The organism is Bacillus sp. 2CMS4F, from assembly GCF_023161785.1.
Lineage (GTDB): Bacteria > Bacillota > Bacilli > Bacillales > Bacillaceae > Bacillus > Bacillus halotolerans.
The window spans coordinates 132,887-156,750 of sequence record NZ_JALNTO010000008.1; the positions used below are offsets into that span (position 1 = coordinate 132,887).

General features: G+C 42.9%; 27 protein-coding genes, 1 tRNA gene and 1 pseudogene. 6 read left to right on the top strand and 23 right to left on the bottom strand.

Going from position 1 to position 23,864, the window contains the following annotated elements:
- Window positions 1-121 precede the first annotated feature (121 nt).
- Window positions 122-691: a YhcN/YlaJ family sporulation lipoprotein gene (locus tag MTN95_RS13185; RefSeq protein ID WP_105955262.1), complete on the bottom strand. Its 570-nt coding sequence runs from the start codon at window positions 689-691 to the stop codon at window positions 122-124.
- Between the two features lie 154 nt (window positions 692-845).
- Between MTN95_RS13185 and MTN95_RS13190 the strand changes: the two genes are divergently transcribed.
- Window positions 846-1,286: a hypothetical protein gene (locus MTN95_RS13190; RefSeq protein ID WP_248338482.1), complete on the top strand. Its 441-nt coding sequence runs from the start codon at window positions 846-848 to the stop codon at window positions 1,284-1,286.
- Between the two features lie 42 nt (window positions 1,287-1,328).
- Here the strand turns inward: MTN95_RS13190 and MTN95_RS13195 are convergent, their stop codons facing one another.
- Window positions 1,329-2,720, bottom strand: coding sequence for an L-cystine transporter (locus tag MTN95_RS13195; protein WP_248338484.1), 1,392 nt, complete (start codon window positions 2,718-2,720; stop codon window positions 1,329-1,331).
- 172 nt (window positions 2,721-2,892) lie between these two features.
- Between MTN95_RS13195 and dgcK the strand changes: the two genes are divergently transcribed.
- The gene (gene dgcK / locus MTN95_RS13200; protein WP_248338486.1) at window positions 2,893-3,960 is read left to right on the top strand and encodes a diguanylate cyclase DgcK; all 1,068 of its coding nucleotides are present in this window, start codon (window positions 2,893-2,895) and stop codon (window positions 3,958-3,960) included.
- A gap of 2 nt (window positions 3,961-3,962) precedes the next feature.
- Here the strand turns inward: dgcK and MTN95_RS13205 are convergent, their stop codons facing one another.
- A complete protein-coding gene (locus tag MTN95_RS13205) occupies window positions 3,963-4,793 on the bottom strand; it encodes a MetQ/NlpA family ABC transporter substrate-binding protein (protein ID WP_248338488.1) in 831 nt (276 codons plus the stop codon).
- Between the two features lie 444 nt (window positions 4,794-5,237).
- Here MTN95_RS13205 and cspB point away from each other — a divergent pair, with 444 nt between their 5' ends.
- Window positions 5,238-5,441, top strand: coding sequence for a cold shock-like protein CspB (cspB, locus tag MTN95_RS13210; protein WP_010333511.1), 204 nt, complete (start codon window positions 5,238-5,240; stop codon window positions 5,439-5,441).
- A gap of 91 nt (window positions 5,442-5,532) precedes the next feature.
- Here the strand turns inward: cspB and MTN95_RS13215 are convergent, their stop codons facing one another.
- The 18 genes and pseudogenes from MTN95_RS13215 to queG form a co-directional block, all read right to left on the bottom strand.
- Entirely contained in the window at window positions 5,533-6,474 is a 942-nt protein-coding gene (locus tag MTN95_RS13215) for an ABC transporter permease (protein WP_248338490.1), read from the bottom strand.
- Window positions 6,467-7,384 (bottom strand): ABC transporter ATP-binding protein, encoded by a 918-nt coding sequence (locus tag MTN95_RS13220; RefSeq protein ID WP_248338492.1) that lies wholly within the window; start codon window positions 7,382-7,384, stop codon window positions 6,467-6,469. Before MTN95_RS13220 ends, MTN95_RS13215 begins: the two co-directional genes overlap by 8 nt.
- Window positions 7,385-7,400: 16 nt before the next feature.
- Window positions 7,401-8,099: an ABC transporter ATP-binding protein gene (locus MTN95_RS13225; protein WP_105955256.1), complete on the bottom strand. Its 699-nt coding sequence runs from the start codon at window positions 8,097-8,099 to the stop codon at window positions 7,401-7,403.
- The gene (locus tag MTN95_RS13230; protein WP_069486289.1) at window positions 8,096-8,467 is read right to left on the bottom strand and encodes a GntR family transcriptional regulator; all 372 of its coding nucleotides are present in this window, start codon (window positions 8,465-8,467) and stop codon (window positions 8,096-8,098) included. Before MTN95_RS13230 ends, MTN95_RS13225 begins: the two co-directional genes overlap by 4 nt.
- 5 nt (window positions 8,468-8,472) lie before the next feature.
- Complete coding sequence (locus tag MTN95_RS13235) at window positions 8,473-9,252, bottom strand: hypothetical protein (RefSeq protein ID WP_105955254.1); 780 nt, start codon at window positions 9,250-9,252, stop codon at window positions 8,473-8,475.
- 170 nt (window positions 9,253-9,422) lie between these two features.
- The gene (locus MTN95_RS13240; RefSeq protein WP_024120693.1) at window positions 9,423-9,797 is read right to left on the bottom strand and encodes a hypothetical protein; all 375 of its coding nucleotides are present in this window, start codon (window positions 9,795-9,797) and stop codon (window positions 9,423-9,425) included.
- A gap of 12 nt (window positions 9,798-9,809) precedes the next feature.
- Window positions 9,810-10,340 carry an NAD(P)H-dependent oxidoreductase gene (locus MTN95_RS13245; protein ID WP_227598357.1) on the bottom strand — a complete coding sequence of 177 codons (531 nt, stop codon included), beginning with the start codon at window positions 10,338-10,340 and terminating at the stop codon, window positions 9,810-9,812.
- A gap of 22 nt (window positions 10,341-10,362) precedes the next feature.
- Window positions 10,363-11,967, bottom strand: coding sequence for an MFS transporter (locus MTN95_RS13250; RefSeq protein WP_248338494.1), 1,605 nt, complete (start codon window positions 11,965-11,967; stop codon window positions 10,363-10,365).
- Between the two features lie 40 nt (window positions 11,968-12,007).
- Window positions 12,008-12,674 (bottom strand): annotated as a pseudogene (locus tag MTN95_RS13255) (biotin/lipoyl-containing protein).
- Window positions 12,675-12,709: 35 nt separating this feature from the next.
- Window positions 12,710-13,174 (bottom strand): MarR family transcriptional regulator, encoded by a 465-nt coding sequence (locus tag MTN95_RS13260; RefSeq protein WP_059293178.1) that lies wholly within the window; start codon window positions 13,172-13,174, stop codon window positions 12,710-12,712.
- A gap of 159 nt (window positions 13,175-13,333) precedes the next feature.
- Complete coding sequence (gene yhbH / locus MTN95_RS13265) at window positions 13,334-14,512, bottom strand: sporulation protein YhbH (RefSeq protein ID WP_059293179.1); 1,179 nt, start codon at window positions 14,510-14,512, stop codon at window positions 13,334-13,336.
- A 178-nt stretch (window positions 14,513-14,690) separates the two neighbouring features.
- Complete coding sequence (gene prkA / locus MTN95_RS13270; protein ID WP_024120689.1) at window positions 14,691-16,586, bottom strand: serine/threonine protein kinase PrkA; 1,896 nt, start codon at window positions 16,584-16,586, stop codon at window positions 14,691-14,693.
- Window positions 16,587-16,942: 356 nt separating this feature from the next.
- Entirely contained in the window at window positions 16,943-17,650 is a 708-nt protein-coding gene (locus MTN95_RS13275; RefSeq protein ID WP_248338497.1) for a hypothetical protein, read from the bottom strand.
- Between the two features lie 10 nt (window positions 17,651-17,660).
- The gene (locus MTN95_RS13280; protein ID WP_044156660.1) at window positions 17,661-18,374 is read right to left on the bottom strand and encodes a bactofilin family protein; all 714 of its coding nucleotides are present in this window, start codon (window positions 18,372-18,374) and stop codon (window positions 17,661-17,663) included.
- The gene (locus tag MTN95_RS13285) at window positions 18,365-19,006 is read right to left on the bottom strand and encodes a YhbD family protein (RefSeq protein WP_181185652.1); all 642 of its coding nucleotides are present in this window, start codon (window positions 19,004-19,006) and stop codon (window positions 18,365-18,367) included. The genes MTN95_RS13280 and MTN95_RS13285 overlap by 10 nt, the downstream gene beginning before the upstream one ends.
- A 112-nt stretch (window positions 19,007-19,118) precedes the next feature.
- A complete protein-coding gene (trmL, locus tag MTN95_RS13290) occupies window positions 19,119-19,601 on the bottom strand; it encodes a tRNA (uridine(34)/cytosine(34)/5-carboxymethylaminomethyluridine(34)-2'-O)-methyltransferase TrmL (protein WP_081638260.1) in 483 nt (160 codons plus the stop codon).
- A gap of 37 nt (window positions 19,602-19,638) precedes the next feature.
- Window positions 19,639-20,568, bottom strand: coding sequence for an amidase domain-containing protein (locus MTN95_RS13295; protein WP_101863735.1), 930 nt, complete (start codon window positions 20,566-20,568; stop codon window positions 19,639-19,641).
- A gap of 79 nt (window positions 20,569-20,647) precedes the next feature.
- A complete protein-coding gene (gene queG / locus MTN95_RS13300; RefSeq protein ID WP_248338499.1) occupies window positions 20,648-21,793 on the bottom strand; it encodes a tRNA epoxyqueuosine(34) reductase QueG in 1,146 nt (381 codons plus the stop codon).
- A gap of 83 nt (window positions 21,794-21,876) precedes the next feature.
- Here queG and MTN95_RS13305 point away from each other — a divergent pair, with 83 nt between their 5' ends.
- The gene (locus tag MTN95_RS13305; RefSeq protein ID WP_248338502.1) at window positions 21,877-22,500 is read left to right on the top strand and encodes a hypothetical protein; all 624 of its coding nucleotides are present in this window, start codon (window positions 21,877-21,879) and stop codon (window positions 22,498-22,500) included.
- A 90-nt stretch (window positions 22,501-22,590) separates the two neighbouring features.
- Here the strand turns inward: MTN95_RS13305 and MTN95_RS13310 are convergent.
- Window positions 22,591-22,664: transfer RNA gene (locus tag MTN95_RS13310), tRNA-Gly, on the bottom strand.
- Window positions 22,665-22,855: 191 nt separating this feature from the next.
- Here MTN95_RS13310 and MTN95_RS13315 point away from each other — a divergent pair.
- On the top strand, window positions 22,856-23,056 hold the full coding sequence (locus MTN95_RS13315; protein ID WP_010333491.1) for a helix-turn-helix transcriptional regulator: 201 nt from the start codon (window positions 22,856-22,858) through the stop codon (window positions 23,054-23,056).
- A gap of 1 nt (window position 23,057) precedes the next feature.
- Window positions 23,058-23,531 (top strand): hypothetical protein, encoded by a 474-nt coding sequence (locus MTN95_RS13320; RefSeq protein WP_248338504.1) that lies wholly within the window; start codon window positions 23,058-23,060, stop codon window positions 23,529-23,531.
- Window positions 23,532-23,548: 17 nt separating this feature from the next.
- Here the strand turns inward: MTN95_RS13320 and rpsN are convergent, their stop codons facing one another.
- Window positions 23,549-23,818 carry a 30S ribosomal protein S14 gene (gene rpsN, locus MTN95_RS13325; protein WP_024120680.1) on the bottom strand — a complete coding sequence of 90 codons (270 nt, stop codon included), beginning with the start codon at window positions 23,816-23,818 and terminating at the stop codon, window positions 23,549-23,551.
- Between the last annotated feature and the right edge of the window lie 46 nt (window positions 23,819-23,864).

Here is a 23,864-nt window from a genome sequence, read left to right on the forward strand (position 1 = left end):
ACGTCTCCCTCCCTGAGCCGGTCCGTCTTGTACCTTTTATTTTTACTCTATGCAGCCTTAGTTCACAGCGTGTCATTTCTGCAAAGAAAAAAGCCGCACAAGTTATGCGGCTTTTTATATGTTATTCAGCTTGCGGAAAGACACGTTGTACTGTTTGACTGAATTCATCAAAGAATCCTGCAATCGGATCGCCATTTTGAATCCGTTCGCCATACCCCTGCATCCGATCAACAAAGTCTGGATTAGCAGAAACATAAACATTGTCCATGTTCTTATCAGTGTCTCTTACTTTATCGGAAATTTTCTTTTTCAGATCTTTTCCAACTTCTTTTTTCCCATTTGTTAATACAACTGCAACATAAGCTTGATTTCCGGCAACAATCACATTCGCGTGTTTAACTTCTTTCATATCGGTAATTTTATCGGCTGCATCATCAGCAACTTCCAACTTACGGTTATCATTACCGTTATTGTTATTACCATTATTCGTCATATTATTGTCAACGTTGTCACGGCTATCATTTGCATTGTTGATATTTCTTGTGCCGTTATCATTTGCCGGATTGCGGTAGTTAACATTTTCTGGCTCTGCATTATCACGTCTGCCCTCACCCTGATTGGCCATACTGCAGCCAGTCATAAGCAAAGGGATAAGAAGCATGGACGCAAGGACTTGTTTTTTTCCAAGCATGTGAATTCCTCCTTTATCACTTTACTTATAGGTTTTTCTAATTGGCTCTAAATATGCATGAAAAAATAACGGAAATGCTTTCCCGGGAAATAAAACGGTTAATTTGTCTAATCAGAGGGGAAAATATCAATACACTTATAAAGGAGGGATCACGTTGTTCAATCAGCGAAAAGGAATCAGTCCGACAGCCTTAGTTATCGGTTCAACTGTGCTTGTTGCTGCTTTATCACCGCAGATCCGGCAAAAAATCAGCGGGTTTATTACAGGCCAAATGAGCAACCGGAATTCTCAAAATAAGTCGTTTGATGTTTCTAATGTTGGAGATATGATGAAACAGGCGTTTGGCGGGAATAATCAAGATCAATCTCAAAATCGTCAGCAAAATGGCCGGCAGCATCAGCATGCAGGCCAGCAGCAAAGCCACCCTCAACAGCATCAGCATCAGTCTCAGCATAATCGCCAAACGGACACAACAACAGCCAGAAATAGACAGCAGCAATATGCAGAGCCAATCCATTTCGAACAAAGCGCAATGAATGTAATGGATGACAACACTGTAATGGAAATGCTGGAAGACTTAGAACCCGGCCGTTAAAAAAAACGTGTAATCCCCCGTGGATTACACGTTTTAATATGCCTAGGCTTCTTCCGCTTCGATCACATTGGATCGATCTTGGAATACACCAGAATCTATTTCCTTCGTAACTTTGCTGGTAATCAGCCCTGATGTCATACTTCCGCTGACATTCAGCGCAGTACGTCCCATGTCAATCAACGGTTCGATAGAGATTAATAAACCGGCGAGCGCGACAGGCATATTTAACGCTGATAAAACGAGCAGCGCTGCGAATGTAGCTCCTCCGCCAACCCCGGCGACACCAAACGAACTGATGGCAACAACCGCGATCACTGAGATGATAAACGCCGGATCAAACGGATTTTGACCGATTGTCGGGGCAATCATCATCGCCAGCATAGCCGGATAAATGCCTGCACAGCCATTTTGGCCGATAGATAGCCCGAACGAGCCGGCGAAATTCGCAATTCCTTCCGGGACACCCAAGCTTCTTTGTGTTTTAATATTCAGCGGCAAAGCGCCTGCGCTTGATCGTGACGTAAATGCAAACACGAGTACAGGCAGCGCTTTTTTCAAATAAACAACCGGATTTAATCCGCTGATCGTCAGCAGAAGCAAGTGAATGATAAACATTGCAATTAACGCGGCATATGAAGCAATGACAAACATACCCAGTTTCAAAATGCTGTCAATATCACTTGTCGCAATCGTTTTTGTCATAATGGCCAGCACACCGTAAGGCGTCAGTCTCAAGATGAGAGTAACAACACGCATGACAATGGCGTAAACAGCATCAATCAATTTTTTGAACGTTTCAGCCTGTTCCGGCTGTTTCCGTCTCACACCCAGAAATGCAATGCCCAGAAAAGCGGCAAAAATAACGACTCCGATCGTTGATGTCGGTCTAGCCCCTGTAAAATCCAAAAACGGATTACCAGGAAGCAGCTCAATCATTTGCTGCGGCAGTGTTTTTGCTGTCATCTCCTCTGATTTCTGTTCAAGCTCCTGTCCCCGAGAAAGCTCTGTATTTCCTTGGTCAACCTGAATCGCCTGAAGATCAAAGGAAAGGGCGGACGCAATACCAACCGCCGCGGCTACCGCTGTAGTCGCAACCAAAATCCCGATAATCAAACCGCTGATTTTCCCGAGATTTTTTGTCAGCTTCATCTTTGTAAAAGCGCCTAGAATGGAAATAAAAACAAGCGGCATGACAATCATCTGAAGCAATTTGACATATCCGCCTCCGGCAATATTAAACCAGTCGGCTGTTTGAACCACAATGTTGGAAGTCGGACCGTATATCAGCTGAAGCGCAAATCCAAAAACGATCCCCAGCCCCAGGGCAGTAAACACACGTTTTGAAAAAGAAACATGTTTCTTCTGCATGGCAAATAGCCCAATAATAAGTAAAAGTAAAATAAATACGTGCAAAATGACTAGCAAAGTCTCCAATTGAGGCAAACTCTCCCTTCAAAATTTTTCTTATATACTATATTACACAAATTCCGATAGTTCAAGTAAGAATTATTTCAGCATCAATATTTGGATAAAAAAACCCAATGAATACCGTTTTTGTTCTTTTCATTCCCCCCTTTCTTTAGTAACTTATATAAGGGTGATAATATTGCTGAAAGAACTGTTCGTAAATTTGACCATTTTAATCACATTTAATTATCTGTTCACCCACCTGTTTAAAGAAAGGTTAATACATAAGTCCTTTCAGTTAATAAAAGGAACTGCCTGCGGTCTCCTCGGGGTTATTCTTATGAATTTTGGTTTGACGTATCACCATTCAATCATAGATTTTAGAAATATCCCTATTATGATCGCCGCTCTTTATGGAGGCTGGGTGTCTACGGCGACAGCCCTGATGATAATCGCAGCAGGCCGCATGCTGATCAGCTTGAATGAATCAGCGCTGTATTCCATGATTACAATTTGTATCGCTGCCGTGCTGTCACTTATTGCATCAAGGAGAGAAAAAGTTCAGCTGAAACACGTTCTGTTACTTTTAATCATTTCAAATGGTTTCATCTCCTTTTTCTTCTATGTATTTGTTGATATCTATTCACTTAAGCTTCACTTTTACTTTTGGCTGATTTCAATTATCGGCGGCATGCTCAGCCTATATATTATCGAGCATGAAACAAATGCACATCTTTTATTTAAACAGTATAAGTTCCAGGCGCACTTTGACTTTTTGACAGGTATTTATAACCGCAGAAAGTTTGAAGAAATCACACAAGACCTGTATCAACAGGCTGCACACACTCCATCTTTACAATTTTCGCTTATTTATATGGATATCGATCACTTTAAAACCATTAACGATCAATACGGCCATCATGAGGGGGATCAGGTTCTAAAAGAGCTGGGATCCCGACTAAAACAAAATATCCGCAACACTGATCCTGCCGCACGGATCGGCGGCGAAGAATTTGCCGTCCTCTTGCCAAATTGCACGCCCGAGAAAGCATTCCAAATCGCTGAACGGATCAGGCACTCGATTAGTCATACACCGATTGTATTAACAAACGGAGAAAAGCTTGCCGTTACGGCCTCACTGGGGGTAGCCCACTACCCCCGAAACACAGATAAGCCGGAAACCTTGCCGGTTCTTGCTGATCAAATGCTGTATAAAGCGAAAGAAAGCGGCCGAAACAAAGTATGGTTTTCCGAAAAAAAAGAATGAATTCATGTTTTGAATTCATTCTTCCAATCTGAAAGACGATGTAAAGGCAAAAAAGCGGGAACAAGCATCCCTTGATACTCCTTCTCTATAAATGCCGCTGTATCATCTGATTGATAGAGTTCAAGGATGGTTTGCAGTGTTTCGCGATCTCTGTCCTCAGCTCTGACAACAATTACATTCATATCTTCCTTCCCGGTTTGCCTGCCGCCCTTTAATGTATGCTTCTGCGGGTTCAGCCCCGCTTTTTTTGCGGCGGCTGTTTTCATCACAAACACGTCGGCTCCGCTCAATACATCCTGTTGGCGTACGGTTTTCAATTTCAAGTGTTTCGGATTATCTTTTATCACATCAATTGAACCGGTTCCGTTAAATCCGTTCTTCAAAGTAAGCAAACCCGCTTCCTGCAGCAGCGTAAGGGCTCGCCCAAAATCGAGCGCTTCATCCGGGACAGCAACAACTGCACCGCGCGGAATATCTTTGATTCGCTGATATCGTTTTGAATAAATGCCCATAGGCGCTATGTATGTTGTGCCGAGCGGTGCCAGTTTATGTTTGTATTTCTTTGAAAACGACTGAAAATATGAAATGGATTGAATAGCATTGGCATCAATCTCTTTGTTAGCCAGCGCAATATCTGATTCTGCATAATCAGAGAATGGAATCAGCTGAATATCAAGCCCTTCCGCTTCAGCCTTTTTTACGATATAGTTCCATATCGCTTCGTCCGACTCAGCAATTCCAATTTTTATCGTTTCATGTTCTGCTGACGGTGAGCATGCAGTAAATGAAATGAAAAGAATAAGAACAAAACTGCATACAAGCCACTTTTTCATTGTGACACCATACTCCTATCTATTTATTAGAGCATGCAAGCAATATCAGACATAAAAATCAGACGCTCTTTGTTGATAAACGTTGTCATTTGTAACATTGGTTAACTTTACCTTACTCATATCAGAAAGGGTTGTCAATTACTATTACCCTACCTTTCCGTAAAGAGATATTAAAGTAAAAAGTCCTGCAAACATATGATCACGTATCGAAAAAACAGATACATTTCGGCAAATAAATATCAAAATGAAAAATAATATGTTATTTTCCGAAAAAAGTTTCGTTTAACAGTTGTTTTTTCTCAAAATTACTGGTAGAGTAAAGGTAATTATTTTTGTTCGAACTATCTTTAAGAAGAAAGTTTTGTAAGAGTTTTCGTCTTGGAAGTTTGTTTTAGAGCAAGAATAGTGAATTTAAGCGTTATGATCGCTTTAGGAGGAAATTTCATGTTAGAAGGTAAAGTAAAATGGTTCAACTCTGAAAAAGGTTTCGGATTCATCGAAGTAGAAGGTCAAGACGATGTATTCGTTCATTTCTCTGCTATTCAAGGCGAAGGCTTCAAAACTTTAGAAGAAGGCCAATCAGTTTCTTTCGAAATCGTTGAAGGAAACCGTGGACCACAAGCTGCTAACGTTACTAAAGAAGCGTAAGCATAAATTGATAATAAAAACTGCAGGTGCAAGCCTGCAGTTTTTATTTTAAAGAAAAAGCTGTTTTGCTTATGCAAAACAGCTTTTTTCATTAGTTCGCAATATCCCGTTTCATAAAGATTCCGAAAGCAAGCAACAGGAAGGCGACAAAGTAAATCACCAGCATTACAATGGAGAAAGTCATTGTCATCCCTTCCACTATCGGTGTTCCCTCTACATACTGCATCAGATCAACGTTGGCAAATAAAATATACTTCGCCCAGTCGAACTTCATCGCTATAAATGCAGTGGCTGTCGTGCCCGTTACCAATAAAAAGATAGAAAACCCTACAGCAAGAGAGCTGTTTCTAAATACTGCGGACAGCATAAATGCCATCGTAGCCAGCATTAAAGCCGCAACAGATTCTGAGAGATACGTTTTGGCCAAATATCCCAGCATGTTTTGTTCCAATACATGACCGTCCTTATAGATTAAATGAACATTCGCGGCAGTGTCTCCGCCTGTTCCGAAAAAGACCAGTCCCAGCAAAGTTGAACCCATAAATAATATAAACAGCAATAAGAAACCAAATAAAAGAACGGTAATATATTTAGAAAGCAGAATTTGAAAACGGCTGAGCGGCCGGATCATTAACAGCTTAACCGTACCCCAGTTAAATTCGTTTGCGACGATGCCAGCTGCGATTATAATCGTGAACAGCCCAGTAAGGATTGTAAAACCGGCAGAATCCGTTACATAAGACCAAACGGTATATCCAGTGTCACTCGGGATATTATGTTCAATGCGATAGTTATTGATTGTGATCGTTTCTTCATATTGTCCTTTCAGGGAAGGATCTTCTTTCATTGCCTTCTTCATATCAGCATTTTGTGCTTGAAGCGTTTCTTTCCACTTCGGATTTGCTTCATCGGTTGAAAAGTGGTTTGTTAAAAATGCCCACCCGATCATTGTCAGCGCAAGAATTCCGATCATCACCCATGTTCCGGCACGGCTGAAAATTTTGATCCACTCATTATAAATCAAATTAAGCATGCTGAACCTCCTCTTTTGCTTCGCCTGTGATTTCTAAGAAACGGTCCTCTAATGATTTTGTAATCACTTTGACTTCATAAATGCGGATTTGCTGCATGACCAGCAATTCAATGACTGCAGGGACGTCCTCTTTAGCCAGTTTGATTTCCAAACCGTTTGTCTTGATTACCGAATCATATTCTTTTACAATCGCAGCAGCTTCCTTCGGCTGCTCCACATGGAAGAAATATGTATCCTTTTCATCAGTTATTTCATCTCTTACATTCTGAATGTCGATAAGCTTTCCTTTTTGGATAATCGCAATTCGGTCACACATCAGTTCCATTTCTGACAGCAGATGGCTTGATACGATGACAGACATTCCTCTTTCTCGCGTCAGCTTCTTTAAATGGTCCCTGATTTCTCTGATTCCCGCCGGATCAAGGCCGTTTGTCGGTTCATCCAAAATCAGCACTTTCGGATCGTGCAGAAGACATTGTGCCAAGCCGAGACGCTGTCTCATCCCCAGAGAGTAGGTTTTCACTTTATCATGGATTCTTTCTTTGAGGCCTACCAGTTCTACCACTTCATCAATTTTTTCCTTCGTGACACCCTTTACCATCCTTGCGTATTGCTGGAGATTTTTATATCCGCTTAAGAATTTATACAGCTCTGGGTTTTCTACAATAGCCCCGATATGTTTGATTGCCTTGGCATAATCTTTCGTGATTGATTGGCCGCAAATGAGCACGTCACCTTGTGACAGCTTCATTAAACCGACCATCATTCTGATTGTCGTCGTTTTCCCTGCTCCGTTTGGTCCCAGAAATCCAAATACTTCGCCTTCGCGAATCGTAAAGCTCAGATGATCAATGATCGTCCGGCCTCTGATGTTTTTTGTCACATTTTTTAATTCCAATACTGTTTTCATCAAATTCCTCCTCTTTCTAGTAAACTTCCATATTCGTTTTAAACCATTGCAGCACGGACATACCTTCCTGCTCGCGAATCTCTTCCACATCACGCTGTGCCATTTTTTCTCCGTCGGCGAGCACGATGACCTCGTCAAGCAGGATTTCAATTTCATCAATTTCGTGTGTCGCAATGACAACGATCTGCTGCTCAAAATCAATATAAGAAACGAGGCTGTTTACGATTGAATCCCTGACCATTGGATCAAGACCGGAAAAAGGCTCATCCAGCAGAATGACGGAAGCTTTTCTTGATAGTGCCAGCACGATTTTAAGACGGCCTCGATTCCCCTTAGAAAGCTGTTTTATCTTTTTTTCAGGCTTCAGCTGCATTTCCTCAAGCAGCTGATAGGCTTTTTCCTTCTGAAAGTCAGGGAACTGTGATTCGTAAAAATCGAGCATATCCTTCACCGTAAATCCGGGATAAAACATGTCTAGCTCTGTTAGATAAGCCGTCTGCTTGATCATGTCTCTTGTTACAGGCTGTTCACCCGCTTGCACTGAACCTGAAGTAGGAAACATCAATCCGGCGATTAATTTCAAGGTTGTCGATTTCCCGCTGCCATTCGAGCCCAAAAATCCGTAAATTTTTCCCGGATATAAAGTGAAGGATATATTGTTTAGCGCCGTGTGGCCGCCGTATCTCTTAGACACATTGTCAAATACAATATTCATTCCTGTCCTCCTTCCGTGTATTTTTTAATGCCTGCCAGCATTTCTTCTTTTGTTAATCCCAGCTCTGCCATTTGATGAATAAAGCTTTCAAACACTTCACGGGTAAGCCTCTCTTTCAGTTCATCCACGATTTCAGCTTTTTCAGCGATAAACGTCCCTTGCCCTCTTCTTGTCTCCACAATTCCCAGCCTTTCCATTTCACTGTAGGTTCTTTGAATCGTATTCGGATTTACTTTTGTTTGAATTGCCATTTCTCTGACAGACGGCAGCTTGTCTCCGGGAACAAGCTCCTGTCTGACCAGCCTATAAAAGATTTGATCAGCAATTTGCAAATAAATCGGTTTAGAGGATTGAAAGTCTTGTCTCATGTTCTCTACACCTCAACTTTTCGCTGCAGGAGCCTGGAAGCCAGAAAAAGAAATACAGCTGCCAAAACCAGCATGACAATACTAGACGGATATGGAAGATGGAAGATGTTTAATTCCACGCTCCACCCTAAAGATCCCTTGTTTGTAAAACCGACATCTCCATACGTTGTGAAATAATACAGTTTATCCAGCGGTGTCAGCCAAGGCATGATCAAATGGTCCTCTACATAAAACCACCCTATCCCCAGTAACATACAAATCAACCAGCGAAACCGCCTGATGAAGGAAGAACTCGATTTTAAAGAATGAAACACATTCCACAGCAGGATCACCGCACAGGAAAGATAAGCAGTAAATACCAGCCCATAAAGATTAAAGATCAGTATAGTGCCTGCAAGCGGAACTTGATCAGCAATGAGCGCTTTTGAGTCAAGGTACTGATAAAGAAAGACTCCATAAACTGAAATCAAAAACTGAAAAATAAATTGATAGACAAGACCGGCAGTCAGCTTCGAGAGTAAAAGCGCGGCTGCGCCGTTCGGATTATATAGCCATAGCTGGTTTTTCCCCTCTACACGAAGGCTATTGTAGATCAGCAAAGGAGCTAAAAACACTTGAAAAATGGCAAGCATTACCCAGCATCCAAAAGCAGCTAAAGGTGCTTCAGTCAATCGTTCTAATAAAAAGCTTCCGGCAGCTAAAAGTATGACTGCACCGAGACATGCAAAAAACCGCATTTTTGACAGTCTCAGATCCTTTTTTACTAAACCCCAAAACGGTTTCATTGTTTTTCCTCCTAAAAACACTCATGAAGTGTATGACTCAAATAGTACACTAGAACTTTCTGAAATACAACATATTCCATGGATTTATTTTATAAAAAACCAAGTTTTATGCATTTAAACAGCATAAAAAAAAGCAAACCCGCCATGAGTAAACGGATTTGCCTTTGATATTATTTCTTTTTATTTTTCATGGAGAGCAGCGCATCACGATAACTGCTGTCCTGCATTTTGTCACTTTTTTCAGTGACCTCTTTGTCTTTCTGATCTTCCTCAGAATGCTTAAACTTTTGAAGCGCCTGCCTGTAGAAGTCATCCCCAATTGAGTCACTTTTCTCTTTTTCAGAGTCAGTTTTTACAACGGCTGGGACATGCTCAGCAGCCCGTGCTTCAGCAGGGTATTGCGCTTCGTTTTCTTCCTCTTCTGGAGGGGCGATTTTTTCAGCTGTTTCTCGCTTCTCGAGTCCAGCAGAGGCGTTGCGGACGTTATACGTGATAAGGCCCGCAATCACAATGACAGCAGCAATAATTGCTATAATAATGGCCATTTTAACCTCTCCTTACTGTCCGGCTGTTAAGTTTCCTGTGACTTGGCTGACGCGTCTTCCTAATGCGCGGCCCAGCTGGATACCTTCCTCAGACATTAACTCATCACTGTCTACCGGGCAAGTGACGCCCGCTCCGTAGTAAGAACCGTACAGCGCGTTTTCAGGCACATTGCCAGGCAGACCGACAACAATCATCCCTTGGTGGAACATTGGCGTGATTAAGTTGTGCATTGTCATTTCCAAGCCGCCGTGTGTTGTTGCCGTTGTGCAGAATACTGCGCCGACTTTGTTGATCAGCTCGCCTTCAGCCCATAAGTAGCCGAGTCTGTCGATCCAAGTTTTCAGACCTGCACTGATTGTTCCGAAATGCCCGGGGCATCCCCAAACAATCGCGTCCATGTCTTTAAGCTTGCGGATATCCGCCTGATCTACGTGGTCGATGAATACTTCAGCCGCGTCGTTTTCCCGAGCGCCTTCAGCAATCGCTTCTGCCAATACCTTTGTATGTTCGCCTTCACTGTCATACACTACATAAATTTTCATTCAGGAAACCTCCCTGTACAGTTTAAGATTCCTTAACTTCTTTTGGAGCCGGAAGCAATGAAAGCTCCTCTTTTTTCTTTTTCTCCGCACGCAATTTATCTTTTCTGACATCACGCAGGAAAAGACTGAGAATCACACCTGCCACACAGAATAATGTCGCCCACATAAAGGCGTCATTAATCCCCATGACGTTTGAATCGAGTGTCGCGTGTTTATAAATATGTGAGTAAACATACCTTTTCGCTGTTTCATAAGGCACATTCATATTCACCATTATATTCGAAACTGCATTTTGGAACGCATGGAGGAAGTTCGGGTCCGCCGTGCTTGTTTTATCTGCAATTTGTGAATAATGGAATGTCGTGCGGTTTGTATAAATCGTCGTAATTAAGCTTGTTCCAATTGATCCGCTGATTTGGCGGAGCGTGTTGCTCATCGCCGTTCCGTGACTGTTCAGACGGGCAGGAAGCTGGTTCATCCCGGCTGTCATGACAGGCATCATTAAGAGTGACATACCGAATGCGCGAATTGAGTATACAAGCATAATGTGTGTATACGGTGTATCGATGGTCAATTGCGTATATTGGAATGTTGTCACCACTGTCACGACCAGACCGATAATCGCAAGCGGTCTCGGGCCGAATTTATCAAACAAAATACCTGAGATCGGTGACATGATCAGCATCACGATCGCACCCGGAAGCAGAAGCAGACCGGATTGAAGCGCCGTAAATCCGACCAGGTTTTGCAGATAAATCGGTAACAGGAACATACCAGTGTAAAGTGCCACTGTAATAATGATATTAATAACACTTGAGAGTGAGAAAATGTCGTATTTAAACACTCTGAAATCAAGCATCGGATCATCATGGCGCAATTGCTGAACAACAAAAGCAATAATTGCAATGACGCCGATTATAACTGTAGACAGTACAATCGGGTCGGTCCAGCCGTCAGAACCCGCTTCACTGACTCCGTATAATAAGGATGCGAAACCGACAATTGAGAGGATCGCTCCAAGTGTGTCGAGTTTGATTTTTTGCGGCTCCACCAGATTCTTAAAGATGAAGAAAGCCACGATGATAACAATTGCACCGATCGGCACAAGTCCGTAAAACATGATGCGCCATGTGTAATGCTCAATAATCCACCCTGAAAGAGTCGGGCCGACCGCTGGAGCAAACATCATCGCAAGTCCGAAAATCCCCATTCCTTTCCCCCTGCTTTCAGGCGGGAAGATTAACAGAATGGTTGTCATAACGAGCGGCTGCAAGATACCTCCGCCCACGGCCTGGATCAAACGGCCGATCAGCATTACAGAGAAGTTAGGTGCGATACCGCAGACTAACGTACCGAGCGTAAAACAGAACATGGCGACGAGAAAGAGACTCCGTTGGCCAAAACGTGTAATCAGGAAGGCAGATAACGGAATCAATACGCCGTTAACAAGCATGTAACCTGTTGTCAGCCACTGAATCGTCGTTGCACTTACGCCAAATTCAGTCATTAAGTGCGGCATTGCGACGTTAAGCAATGTTTGGTTTAGTATTGCCAAAAACAAACCCGCCATTAGCACAATCAGCAATGTCATAGGGCTTTTTGTATTTTTTTCTTTGCCTGTAGCCATCTAAGACAACCTCCTTTCATGGTTTGATGACTGATCTGTTTTACTCAGAAATCTTAACAGATGCATTCATACCTGGAAGCACCTTATCAGATGGGTTTTTGATTGAAATTTTAACAGGAACTTTTTGCGTTACTTTTGTGTAGTTTCCGCTTGAATTTGTAGATGGAAGCATATCAAAAGTTGAGTTAGTCGCATAGCCAATTTCTTCTACAGTACCGTCAAAAGTTGTATTAGGATCTCCGTCAACTACTACGTCTACACTATTTCCTACTTCAACATCCGCAATATCTGTTTCTTTAATATTTGCTGTGATGTACAGGTTGTCCATGTCAATCGTTTGCGCAATTGTTGTACCAGCCTGTACGGTTTGTCCGTTTTTCACTTCGTTTTTCACAATTGTTCCATCCATGATGGATTTCACATCAACAGTTTGTTCACCTTTGATTTTTGCAACTGTGTCGCCTTTTTTCACTGTTTTTCCTTCTTCAAGATCCCAGTCGGATACTTTACCTGCTGCTGGAGCTGAGATAGCTGCCATATCGCCGGCTACTTTTGCTTCATCCGTTTTTACATAGTTTGTGCTTTGATAATAGTAGTAAGCACCTCCGCCTATAATTGCAAGAACAACAATCAAACCGATAATGTTGGTCAGAATTAAACGTCCTCTGTTCATTTTGTTTTTCTCCTTTCGTTTCTTCCTCTATCATTTTGTGGAAAGCTGGTGAAAATATGTGGGAAGTTTTCAATTACCGCTTTTTTCTGCACAGCCTTCAGCGAGCTTAGATAAACTCCCGGCAAGCTTACGCAAATATTGAAGCTGAGACGTGTCAAGCTTCTGATACAGGCTCGCGCCCAAATTTGCGTATTGCACAGCGGCTTTCTGTAAAAGTTTTTCCCCCTCTTCGGTTAACTGAATCATGACGATACGGCGGTCATCCGGACTGTCATATCGATTCATCAATTGCCGGTTATATAGGATATCGGTCATCCGGGTCACAGAAGCAGGCTTAAGATCAAGAGACATGGCCAGCTTGCTGAGCGGCGTGCTTCCGCTTTGATGAATTTTAAACATCAGTAAATATTGAAGGACTGTAATATCAAAAGGCTCAAGCACAATCTCCAATATCTTCTTCTGTTTTTTATAGATAGACCGAGACGTATCGAAGAGCTGTTCAAAAGTGAGCAAAGCACGTTCTGATTCAGTCAACTCCTTTTCACCTCATTCCTCAATAATAGTTCACAAGATAAAATATTAATAAATGAAAGAAGATTTGTCAAAGGAAAAATTCCTTTTTTCTTCTTATTTTTTTCGTAATCGCTTTCTTACTTTTTTAAAATAAAAAAAAGCCCTGAAATGGGCTCTTCACTAGGATAATTGATGGCTAATGCCAGTTTCTTCATTTCTAAAAAAGTTCTTCAGCGCCTGAAAAACGTCTGACTTCTGTTTTAAAATATAGTATTTGAATTTCTCGTCTTTCACATTTTTATAAGCCGACATTAACGTCGAGTGTCTATTGTATTGATTGACCTCGCCATAACAGAACAAATTCGCTTTCTTCATAATATCATTCACCAATTTCACGCACCGGGCATTATCAGATGTGAGATTGTCGCCGTCTGAGAAATGAAAAGGGTAAATATTATAACGGTCGGGGCTGTATTTTTCATCGATCAGCTCAAGCGACTTTCGATATACGGAAGAACAGATTGTTCCGCCGCTTTCTCCCTTTGAAAAGAAATCTTCCTCAGACACAACTTTTGCTTCTGTATGATGGGCAATAAATTCAATTTCAACTGTTTCATATTTCGTCCGTAAAAAGCGGGTCATCCAGAAAAAGAAGCTTCTCGCCATGTACTTTTCCCACACGCCCATACTGCCGCTCGTATCCATCATTGCTAACACGACAGCTTTTGACTCAGGCTTCGTGACATCATTCCATGTTTTATATTTTAAGTCCTCCGGATAAATCGGATAGAAAGACGGCTTCCCTGTCATCGCGTTGCGTTTAAAAGCCGACATCATTGTTCTTTTCTTATCAATATTACCGGTTAACCCTGTTTTACGGATATCGTTAAACTCAATATCCGTGTGGATGATATTATCTCTTTCTTTTTGCTGAAGATTCGGAAGCTCTAATTCTTTGAAGAGCGCTTCTTCTAAATCCATTAGTGAAACTTCTGCTTCATAATAATCTTCGCCTGCCTGATCTCCGGCTCCCTGGCCTTTACCCGGCCCCTGTTTTTTGTCTGATCCGTCCCGGGCTACAACATCTCCAACCTGGCTGTCGCCGTCCCCTTGCCCTACATGTTTATTTTTATCGTAGTTATAGCGGATTTTATACTCATCCAGTGAGCGGATTGGAATTTTCACTACATCTTTGCCGTTAGACATGATAATGCTTTCCTCGGTTACGAGATCCGGGAGATTGTTTTTTATGGCTTCCTGTACTTTTTTTTGGTGGCGCTGCTGGTCATCGAAGCCTTTGCGATGGAGGGACCAGTTTTCCTCAGAAATTAAAAAATGGCCGCTGTCATTTTGGGACATGAATTCCCCTCCTTAACCATTTGTGGTCGTGATACATACCTATTCCGGCTTGTGCCAGATTATGAAACAAGTCTTTCGAAAAGATTTATATTCATCATATGCGCATAAGTACAGTTAATTGACAAACTATTTAGAAAATGGCACAAAACAACCCGCCCTGTTCGGACGGGTCACTTGCTTATCGGTTCAGCAGGCTGCCGACGTATTTCAGCAGCTCATTGGCACTCGTCGAGTTGTAGCCGTGCTCATCAATTAAACGGGCCACGACTTCATTTACTTTCTTCAGCTGCTGCTCATCAGGCGTTTTCGTTGAGGTCGTAATTTTAACGACATCCTTCAAATCAGCAAACAATTTTTTCTGAATGGCTTCACGCAGTCTTTCGTGGGAATTGTAGTCAAACCGCTTTCCTTTTCTCGCATAAGCGGAGATGCGGATTAAGATTTCTTCGCGGAACGCTTTTTTCGCGTTTTCGGAAATGCCAATCTGTTCTTCGATCGATCTCATCAGCTTTTCGTCCGGATTCATTTCTTCCCCTGTCAAAGGATCACGCAGCTTATTTTTATTGCAATAAGCCTCTACGTTGTCGAGATAATTATCCATGAGCGTTTTGGCTGATTCTTCATATGAATACACAAACGCTTTTTGGACTTCCTTCTTCGCAATATCATCATATTCCTTACGGGCTGCAGAAATAAAATTCAAGTACCGCTCCCGATCCTCGTTTGAAATAGACGGATGCTGATCAAGTCCTTCTTTTAAAGAACGGAGAACATCAAGGGAATTGATCGACTCCATATTTTTTCTGATAATGGTTGAAGAAATGCGGTTGATCACGTAGCGCGGGTCAATTCCGCTCATCCCCTCATCATTATATTCTTTCTTCATGTCCTCAACGTCAACTGAATTAAAGCCTTCCACACTTTCTCCGTCATACAGTCTCATTTTCTTCACCAGATCAATATCAGACCGCTTCGGCTCTTTTAATCGGGTAAGGATTGAAAACATCGCGGCGACCTTAAGGGTGTGAGGAGCAATATGAACATCCGATACATCACTTTCTGCGATCATTTTTTCATAAATTCTTTCTTCCTCAGACACTTTTAAGTTATAAGGAACAGGCATCACAATAATTCTGGAGTGCAGGGCTTCGTTTTTCTTATTAGAAATAAATGAGCGATACTCCGTTTCATTCGTGTGAGCTACGATCAGCTCATCAGCAGAAATTAACGCAAATCGCCCGGCTTTAAAATTCCCTTCCTGTGTCAGTGAGAGCAAATGCCAGAGAAACTTCTCATCACATTTCAGCATCTCCTGAAACTCCATCATGCCTCGGTTCGCCTTGTTCAGCTCTCCGTCAAACCGGTAGGCTCGCGGATCAGATTCAGAACCGTACTCGGCAATGGTTGAAAAATCAATACTTCCCGTCAAATCGGCAATATCCTGAGATTTCGGGTCAGACGGGCTGAAGGTGCCGATTCCCGTACGCTTATCCTCAGAAAAGAAGATCCGCTCCACCCTCACATCTTCAATACGCCCTCCGTACTCTTCCTCCAGCCTCATCACATTTAATGGTGAAAGACTTCCTTCTATTCTAATGCCGTATTCTCTGTAAAAATCCTCCCGCAAATGATGGGGGATTAAATGAAGGGGGTCCTCGTGCATGGGGCAGCCTTTAATCGCGTATACAGCACCATTATCCGTCAGTGTGTACGCTTCAAGACCTTTTTTAAGCATCGTGACCAGCGTTGATTTACCGCCGCTCACAGGGCCCATTAAAAGCAAAATCCGCTTTCTGACATCAAGCCTTTTCGCGGCCGGATGAAAATATTCTTCCACAAGGCGCTCGAGGGATTCTTCAAGCCCGAACAGCTCGCGGTCAAAAAAGCTGTACTTCTTCCGTCCGTCAATCTCCTCTATCCCGCTGTCTTTTATCATATTAAAAACACGAGAATGAGCAGATTGCGCGACCATTGGATTTTCTTTAATAATCTCCAAATAATCAGCGAATGTTCCTTCCCATTTCAGACGCTGCTCTTCCTCTCTGTACTTTTCAATTTTCTTTAATATATCCATAAGGACCTCCTCTATCATGTTTGATGCGCTGTGCAAAAAAAGGTACTTTGATACAATCTATGCCGTCAGCTCGTGATACATGCTTTGGTTTCTTAAAAATAAAGATACCTTATACAGCGTTGACAAGGCAGACTGCGTGCGTTCATAATAAAGAAAATACAGAATCATCCAGACTCGGACAGCAGGAAAAATTGAAGAGGGGGAGAGACGGTGAAAACAATCATCATGATGGGAGTCATTGTCACTTTTTTAGTATCAATTTTTACCGCAGGGTACGATAGCAAGCCGGGAAAAGAATAAAAAGAAAAGGGTGCTCCCTCCTGAGAGCACCCTTTTCTTTGTAACAGAACAATGTTTTACAACTTAATCCTTTTCATCATTTTTGAATGCTGATCGCATTCGCATTTGTTTTCAAACTCAACTGTGCCGATTTTACAGCCTGGCCCGATAACGACTTCTTTCCCTCTGACAACCGCCGCCTCGGTATTTTCCAAATAGATTTTATCTCCTTCAATTAGCTCCGCAGTTAGTTTCGCTTTTTTTCGCGCAAAAAAGCGCGCACGTTTTTTTACTGTAATGGACGTTCCGCCTATTTCCCGGACCCGGCTGGCATCATGGCTCAATCCGATATCAACCTCGCCTGCATTCAGCAAACCTGTTACGTCCACACAGCCAGTGATATGAAACGATTCGGTTTCACAATCGCCTTTCACGCTGAGCTTTCCTTTTGCTTCGCACGAATCCCCTGCCATATTGCCGCCGACCTCAGTCAGACCCTTCAGCTTCAATCGGCCAACATGAAGAGCGCCTCTGACTTGCATCGTCCCATATATACTGATTTTGTCCGCAGTCAAATCGCCTTCAAACTCGCTTTCTCCGAATACTTTCAGCCGTTCAGTCTCCGCGTTCCCGAGAAAACGGCCTGTGCCGTATATGCGGCAGCCTGCAGCGGACAGTCCTGCTCCAACCGTACCTTCACCTTTGATGCTGACATGGTGATAGGCGCCTCCCGCAGCGTGCCCGGCACCATATAATTTTAAATTCCCTAATTTTACTGTTTCCATATGATTCTCCTTACATTCTTGTGTACGTGCCTACCGAAGCGTTCGGATCACAAGTATAATCGCCGCTGTATTCCACGGTCTCAATCCGGCAGTTCGGACCGATTTTCACTGTATTTCCCCGCACAGTCTTGGCGTTCGTATTTGTCAGCTCAATCACGTCCCCCTCGATCAGTTCAGCCGTTAACACAGGGGTCGGCATCAGCTTCAGCAATGTCAGCATCCCTTTTCTGCCCGTCACTTGAAGATGGCGGCAGCCGATTTCCCGCACATAACTCTCTCCGGAAGAAAGCTTGATATTCACCTGATCAGCATTTAAAAGGCCGCTGACTTTGCATTTGCCTTCGGTCTGAAATGTTTCCGTTTCACAATCAGCTTCCATGACCGCCTTTCCGGTGATCACAATGTCATCAGCCTTGACTGTTCCGCCAAATGTTGACGATCCCGCAACCTTCAATTGTTTAGCGGCGGTATCACCTTGAATAAAGCCTGTTCCATTCATGCGGATGGATTCTGCTTCAACATCCCCATGAATTTTCCCTGAACCGCTGATGGTTACTGTTTTTGCCTTGACGCTCCCATCCGCTTTACCGGTCCCGTTAAATGAAAAAGAGTCACACTCCACGTCTCCGGCCACGGTTCCGCTGCCATTAATCTCAACTGATTGAAATTTTCCGCCCTTTGAACTCCCTGTACCGTTTATCACCAGATTATCTATTATTTCCATTGATGGCCCTCCTGCATATATTTTGTCTTTAGTTCCTCTGAAGCATTTGCTAAATCCACTCTTTCGACAATCTTGACGGACGACTCAAAAAGGATGCTGTCTGCGGCAGCCGCTATAAAACAAGTCGTTACACCCAGCTTGCGTAAAATGATCAGTTCCGTCTGCTTCTTGATCTCCGCTGTATCATACTTCCTCAATACCTCAGCAGCCATTTTCGCTTCTTCCAAGCTGACATTTCCGGACTGCAAAAGCCCTTCAAGCACATACAGCGACAATAGATCCCGAGAAGAAAACACCGTGTCAGCTCCGCCTTCTGAAAAGACATGGAGAGCCGGCTTTGAAATCAAACCTTTCGTCAGCAATTCATCAGCTGTCATGCTCACATCCTTCATTTTCGGTGACAGCATCTCCCGCATCTCATCCAAAGACAAATTTTCTTTCATCTTTTGAATGACTGAAATGCGCTTTAAAATATCCTCTCTAGGAAAAAACGTCTCTTGCCCTGTAAATGTAGATTTACGTATAAACCACTCCTCAGGGATTAAATTTTTTCGTTTCCATCGATACAGCTGACCGTATGAGATGGATGTTTCTTCAAGCAATTCTTTTTTAGAGATTAATTGATCTTCCATAAGTCCAGCTCCTTTGATGGATACATTGTAACATAACACTGTTACGTTGTTAAGCCCAGAATAAAGTTCCATAACACAAAAAACCCGCCCATACACATGAGCGGGTTTTTCACTATTTTAAATCTCGGTAATTTTGCTGACGCAGTGCCTCATACACTAGAATCGCTGCGGTATTGGACAGATTTAGCGATCTGACATGCTCTGTCATCGGAAGACGCAGGCATCGGTCCATATTATTTTGAATTAATTCCTTTGGCAAACCGCTTGTTTCTCTTCCGAACACAAAGAAATAATCCTCGTCAATATCCGTGTAGTCAAAAGATGTATGCGGCTTTTGGCCGAATTTCGTGATGAAGAAAAACTGCCCTTTTTTATACGCCTCAAACAATTCTTCTAACGAGTCATGATACACCACGTTTACAAACTCCCAATAATCAAGTCCAGCGCGCTTCAGCATTTTATCATCAGTTGAAAAGCCGAGCGGACGAATCAGGTGGAGCGTTGTATCTGTTGCTGCGCAAGTACGTGCGATATTCCCTGTATTAGCAGGAATTTCTGGTTGATATAAAACGACATGTAATGCCACTGTGTTCACCTCTATTTTTCTTATCCGCCCATCATTATATCATTAATTACTCTTTTGTCGTATCATCAACGATATGAAAAAAGGCATATCGGATAGACGGTGTGTATGCAGTTGAATCCTCGTATGACCAATACCTCATCCGGCTGTCATAGGACTGGGCGTTGACAAGCGGCATATTGCCTTTGTCCTTGGCCACCACAATCGTTGTATGATTAAACCGGCCGTCTCCCTCAAAATCATAGCAAATCACATCACCCGGCACCAGCTCTTCCGCTGATTTCACCCGAACCGCCCGAAGGCCGGCCTTGGAATTCGTCAAATACATTTTCATCGAGTGCGCCACCGTCCAGCTATAGCTCCACGAGCTTTGGTTCATCCACCAGCCAGATCCTCTGTTCGGGTGACCGCGCATTGGTGCTCCTCCTGCATGAAGACACTGAGAAATAAAATTCGTACAATTATCGCTGAAATTTTTATAAGCCGGATTACGCTTGTTCCAATATTTTTCGGCATATTGTACCGCTCCGAGCCGGTCATATTGAAAAGCCCGGCCAAACGCTTCCCTTTCTTCCTGTGAATAGTCAATAATGCTTTGGCCTTCACTAAACCCCGCCGGTTTTTTTATCACTTCCTGATCCTTAATCAGAATTTGATCATAAACAAAAGCGACTCTTTCTTCTATCTGCTCTTCCATATACAGACTGTCATCCTGCTCCTTGTATAGATATTCGAAGTGTATGATATACCTGATGCAGGCGGTTCCGTCATCCTCAACCTGCACATAGTCAATGACAGCTTTTGCTTTCGCTTTTATCATCTCAATCTTACGTTTTTCCAGAAGCTTTTTCTTTCGTTCCATGACTTCCAGGTCTCCGACTTGAGGCTCCTGTCTCAGATCATGCCCGTTGACCAGATAGCTGAGACGCTCCTCCGCTAGTTGTTCTAATATGTGCTTCAAGCTCACCCCACCCGACATACTTTTTTATAGAGAAAAAACACTTGGCTGCATCTCAAGTGTTTTTTCCTTCTGCTCTATACGTATGTCAGGACAAGACTTATTTAGTCATGCCGGCTTTTAGCAATTCTATTCCTTTTTCAATTTCCTGCTTTGCCTCTTCATCATTTTCTTTTTCCAGTGCTTTTTCAAGCTCCTCCGCGTATGTGTTGTCTCCGATTTTCCCGATAGCCCAGGCAGCCGTTCCCCTGATTACCGGGCGCGGATCTTTATGCATAAGCTCCGTCAGTTCAGGCAGTGCGGAGGTGTCTTTAAAGTGGGCAAGCGCCAGAATCGCATTCCGCTGAATCGGTTTTTTTCCACGCCACGAGCCTGAAACATGTCCGAATTTCTCTTTAAATTTACGGTTGCTGATGGTTAAAAGCGGCTTCAGCAACGGTTTTGCAATCTCGGGGTCCGGTTCCATTTCAGGATGCAGATGAAAATCCTTCCCTTTATTGATTGGACATACCGTTTGGCACGTATCGCATCCATACAGTCGGTTTCCGATTTTCGTGCGGAATTCATCCGGCAAAAATCCTTTTGTCTGGGTCAGAAAAGATATACAGCGCTGAGCGTTAAGCTGCCCAGGGTTCACAAGCGCTCCCGTCGGGCAAGCATCTAAACATTTGGTGCATGATCCGCACATATCCTCAATCGGCACATCCGGCTCGAAAGGTATATTTGTAATCATTTCCGCCAAATACACATAAGACCCGTACTCTGGCGTTGTAATCATACAGTTTTTGGCGCTGAACCCAATTCCGGCCCGTTCCGCCACTGCCCGATCAGACAATTCACCCGTATCGACCATTGATTTTGTCCTGATATCCTCATGCTTGCTTCTCAGAAAATCCTCCAGAAGATCGAGCTTTTCCCGCAGGACGTCATGATAGTCCTTTCCCCAGGAGGCTCTGCAAAAAATGCCTCTGCGCTCAGTTCGCGTGCTTCTTGGCGCATCCTTCATTCTCGAAGGATAAGCAAGTGCAATGGCCACGATTGATTTCGCTTTCGGCAAAAGCAGCGTCGGCGTCACTCTTTTTTCAATATCAGGCTCTTCAAAACCGGAAAGATATCCGAGTGACTCCTGAAGAATCAAACGGTCTTTTAAACTGTCAAATGTATCAGCGGTCGTAAAACCGATCTTGTCCACGCCAATGCTTTTCGCGTATTCAATTAATTCTTCTTTCAGCTGATAAACGTTCATGGTTTGCACAGCCTCCTTTCTTTGTGATAAAACAATAAGCCGTTGTATAATAGGTTGATATCCCGTAATTGGAGTGAATGCATGTGAATATTAAACTTGATCCTGTTATTACTGAACGCGCGGCAGGAATAAATGCAGCCGCTGTGATATATGAAAATATTGAAGTCGGCTCCTCTCCGCAAATGCTGAAAGGCAGACTTCGTTTATTTCAAGAGTCCCTGTTTTTTGACTATGCGGACGGCGGAATTTCCAGCCAGCCTTTCGTTAAAGAATGGCAGACAATCTTGAAGCAGCTTGACCCTTCATTCGAGGGAGAAAAAACGCCGATGGAGCAAATGCTGATCCCGATATCCAAAGAACAATTCATGGAAAGCGAGAATTCAGCCCATGATACCATACATTTTTTCGCGTTAAAATATTCTCTCCCCATTATGATCTATGATGCCGGCAAGCTTCAGGAGCCAGTCCGGATTTCAGTAGGAGAAAAAGATAACATACTGATTTATTCTGATGAAGACGGGGTATTCGGCGATTTCAAAAACAAAGCCAATCAAAAACCCGTCACCGCAGATACAAAAAGCATGCTGCAAATCATCTATTTCCCGCCATCGATTAAAAAAGAAAACGCCGTTAACCTATTAACATCATTAACGAAAATGTTTGAACAAATTCACGGCGGCGGCCATACAGTACATTGGCTTACGTAAAAGAACACGAGATTCGTGTTCTTTTTCACATAAAAAAACGCAATACTTCGTTTATCTGAGAAACGAAACACTGCGTTAATAACGTATGTATGGAGCGGGTGATGAGAATCGAACTCACGACATCAGCTTGGAAGGCTGAGGTTTTACCACTAAACTACACCCGCATGTTATTGTCGGTGTCAGCACCGCTTTGACTTTTATTATGTTACACGTTTATTAATTTTTCGTCAAGAGAATATAAAAAATTTGTCGAAAGAAATTTTTATTTTTGCAATGTTGTTAAGTTTCATTTACATAATGTTAAATAAACTATACAATGGAAGAAAGTGAGAATGTGAAGGTGGCAGACGTCATGATGAAAAATAAAGTGAAAGAGCTCAGAGCGCGCTTCAGCTATTCTCAGGAAAAACTCGGAGAAACGGTCGGCGTCACGAGACAAACGGTAGCAGCAATTGAAAAAGGAGACTATGTTCCCTCACTGTTATTAGCATTAAAAATCTGCAAAGCCTTCTCCATGAAAATGGAAGATGTCTTTTGGCTAGAGGAGGAAGACTAATATGGGCATGAAAACAAAAGCAGCATTTCACCTCGTTTTGTTCGGCCTTGCATGCTGGACACTGATTTCATACTTTGAAGCTTCGGAAGGCATTGGAGCCTTTTTCCGCACAAGGAACGGCCAGATGATGTTTGAAATAAACATCACTCCGTTTATTCTTTTTATTGTGGCAGCTGCAGTTTATATCTATTTACAAAAGAAAAGCCGACCTGCGTCAAAAAATCTCCTGCTGCCAGATGAATTTGAGGAACAGGATGAAAGAGAGCAGATGATGACGGCAAAAGCCTGCCGTGCGTCATATATCGCCGTCTACTTTTCACTGCCTGCCGCCGCTGTCCTGCTCATTTTTTACCCGCTGTTTCAGTCACACATTCCCTTTTTCCCTATTATTATCGTGTTTATCATCATGATCATCCAGCACCTATCCTACGTCATTTCCTTCAAAAAAAATGAAAAAAACTCCGGCGCGGTGTAATCGTCCGGAGTTTTTTCTTACCAGCTTGCTTTTTTCACGCCCGGAATTTGGCCTTTATGCGCCAGCTCCCTAAATGCAATTCTGGACATTTTAAATTTTCTCATATATCCTCTCGGGCGGCCCGTTACCATACAGCGGTTATGGAGTCTTCCCGGTGCTGAATCTCTCGGCAGCTTGCTGAGTGCTTCGTAATCTCCTTTTGCCTTTAACTCTTGTCTGATAGCAACATATTGTTCAACAAGCTTCTGGCGTTTTAATTCTTTTGCCACTTTTGATTTCTTAGCCAAGAAAAAGCCTCCTTTAAATCGTAATATTTACGATTTAAAATGTATC

What these genes read in the sequence shown, in the direction of transcription:
- MTN95_RS13185 (WP_105955262.1), bottom strand. Translation starts at nt 691, where the DNA reads ATGCTTGGAAAAAAACAAGTCCTTGCGTCCATGCTTCTTATCCCTTTG.
- MTN95_RS13205 (WP_248338488.1), bottom strand. Translation starts at nt 4,793, where the DNA reads ATGAAAAAGTGGCTTGTATGCAGTTTTGTTCTTATTCTTTTCATTTCA.
- cspB (WP_010333511.1), top strand. Translation starts at nt 5,238, where the DNA reads ATGTTAGAAGGTAAAGTAAAATGGTTCAACTCTGAAAAAGGTTTCGGA.
- MTN95_RS13215 (WP_248338490.1), bottom strand. Translation starts at nt 6,474, where the DNA reads ATGCTTAATTTGATTTATAATGAGTGGATCAAAATTTTCAGCCGTGCC.
- MTN95_RS13220 (WP_248338492.1), bottom strand. Translation starts at nt 7,384, where the DNA reads ATGAAAACAGTATTGGAATTAAAAAATGTGACAAAAAACATCAGAGGC.
- MTN95_RS13225 (WP_105955256.1), bottom strand. Translation starts at nt 8,099, where the DNA reads ATGAATATTGTATTTGACAATGTGTCTAAGAGATACGGCGGCCACACG.
- MTN95_RS13230 (WP_069486289.1), bottom strand. Translation starts at nt 8,467, where the DNA reads ATGAGACAAGACTTTCAATCCTCTAAACCGATTTATTTGCAAATTGCT.
- MTN95_RS13235 (WP_105955254.1), bottom strand. Translation starts at nt 9,252, where the DNA reads ATGAAACCGTTTTGGGGTTTAGTAAAAAAGGATCTGAGACTGTCAAAA.
- MTN95_RS13240 (WP_024120693.1), bottom strand. Translation starts at nt 9,797, where the DNA reads ATGGCCATTATTATAGCAATTATTGCTGCTGTCATTGTGATTGCGGGC.
- MTN95_RS13245 (WP_227598357.1), bottom strand. Translation starts at nt 10,340, where the DNA reads ATGAAAATTTATGTAGTGTATGACAGTGAAGGCGAACATACAAAGGTA.
- MTN95_RS13250 (WP_248338494.1), bottom strand. Translation starts at nt 11,967, where the DNA reads ATGGCTACAGGCAAAGAAAAAAATACAAAAAGCCCTATGACATTGCTG.
- yhbH (WP_059293179.1), bottom strand. Translation starts at nt 14,512, where the DNA reads ATGTCCCAAAATGACAGCGGCCATTTTTTAATTTCTGAGGAAAACTGG.
- prkA (WP_024120689.1), bottom strand. Translation starts at nt 16,586, where the DNA reads ATGGATATATTAAAGAAAATTGAAAAGTACAGAGAGGAAGAGCAGCGT.
- MTN95_RS13275 (WP_248338497.1), bottom strand. Translation starts at nt 17,650, where the DNA reads ATGGAAACAGTAAAATTAGGGAATTTAAAATTATATGGTGCCGGGCAC.
- MTN95_RS13280 (WP_044156660.1), bottom strand. Translation starts at nt 18,374, where the DNA reads ATGGAAATAATAGATAATCTGGTGATAAACGGTACAGGGAGTTCAAAG.
- MTN95_RS13285 (WP_181185652.1), bottom strand. Translation starts at nt 19,006, where the DNA reads ATGGAAGATCAATTAATCTCTAAAAAAGAATTGCTTGAAGAAACATCC.
- MTN95_RS13295 (WP_101863735.1), bottom strand. Translation starts at nt 20,568, where the DNA reads ATGTCGGGTGGGGTGAGCTTGAAGCACATATTAGAACAACTAGCGGAG.
- queG (WP_248338499.1), bottom strand. Translation starts at nt 21,793, where the DNA reads ATGAACGTTTATCAGCTGAAAGAAGAATTAATTGAATACGCGAAAAGC.
- MTN95_RS13315 (WP_010333491.1), top strand. Translation starts at nt 22,856, where the DNA reads ATGAAAAATAAAGTGAAAGAGCTCAGAGCGCGCTTCAGCTATTCTCAG.
- MTN95_RS13320 (WP_248338504.1), top strand. Translation starts at nt 23,058, where the DNA reads ATGGGCATGAAAACAAAAGCAGCATTTCACCTCGTTTTGTTCGGCCTT.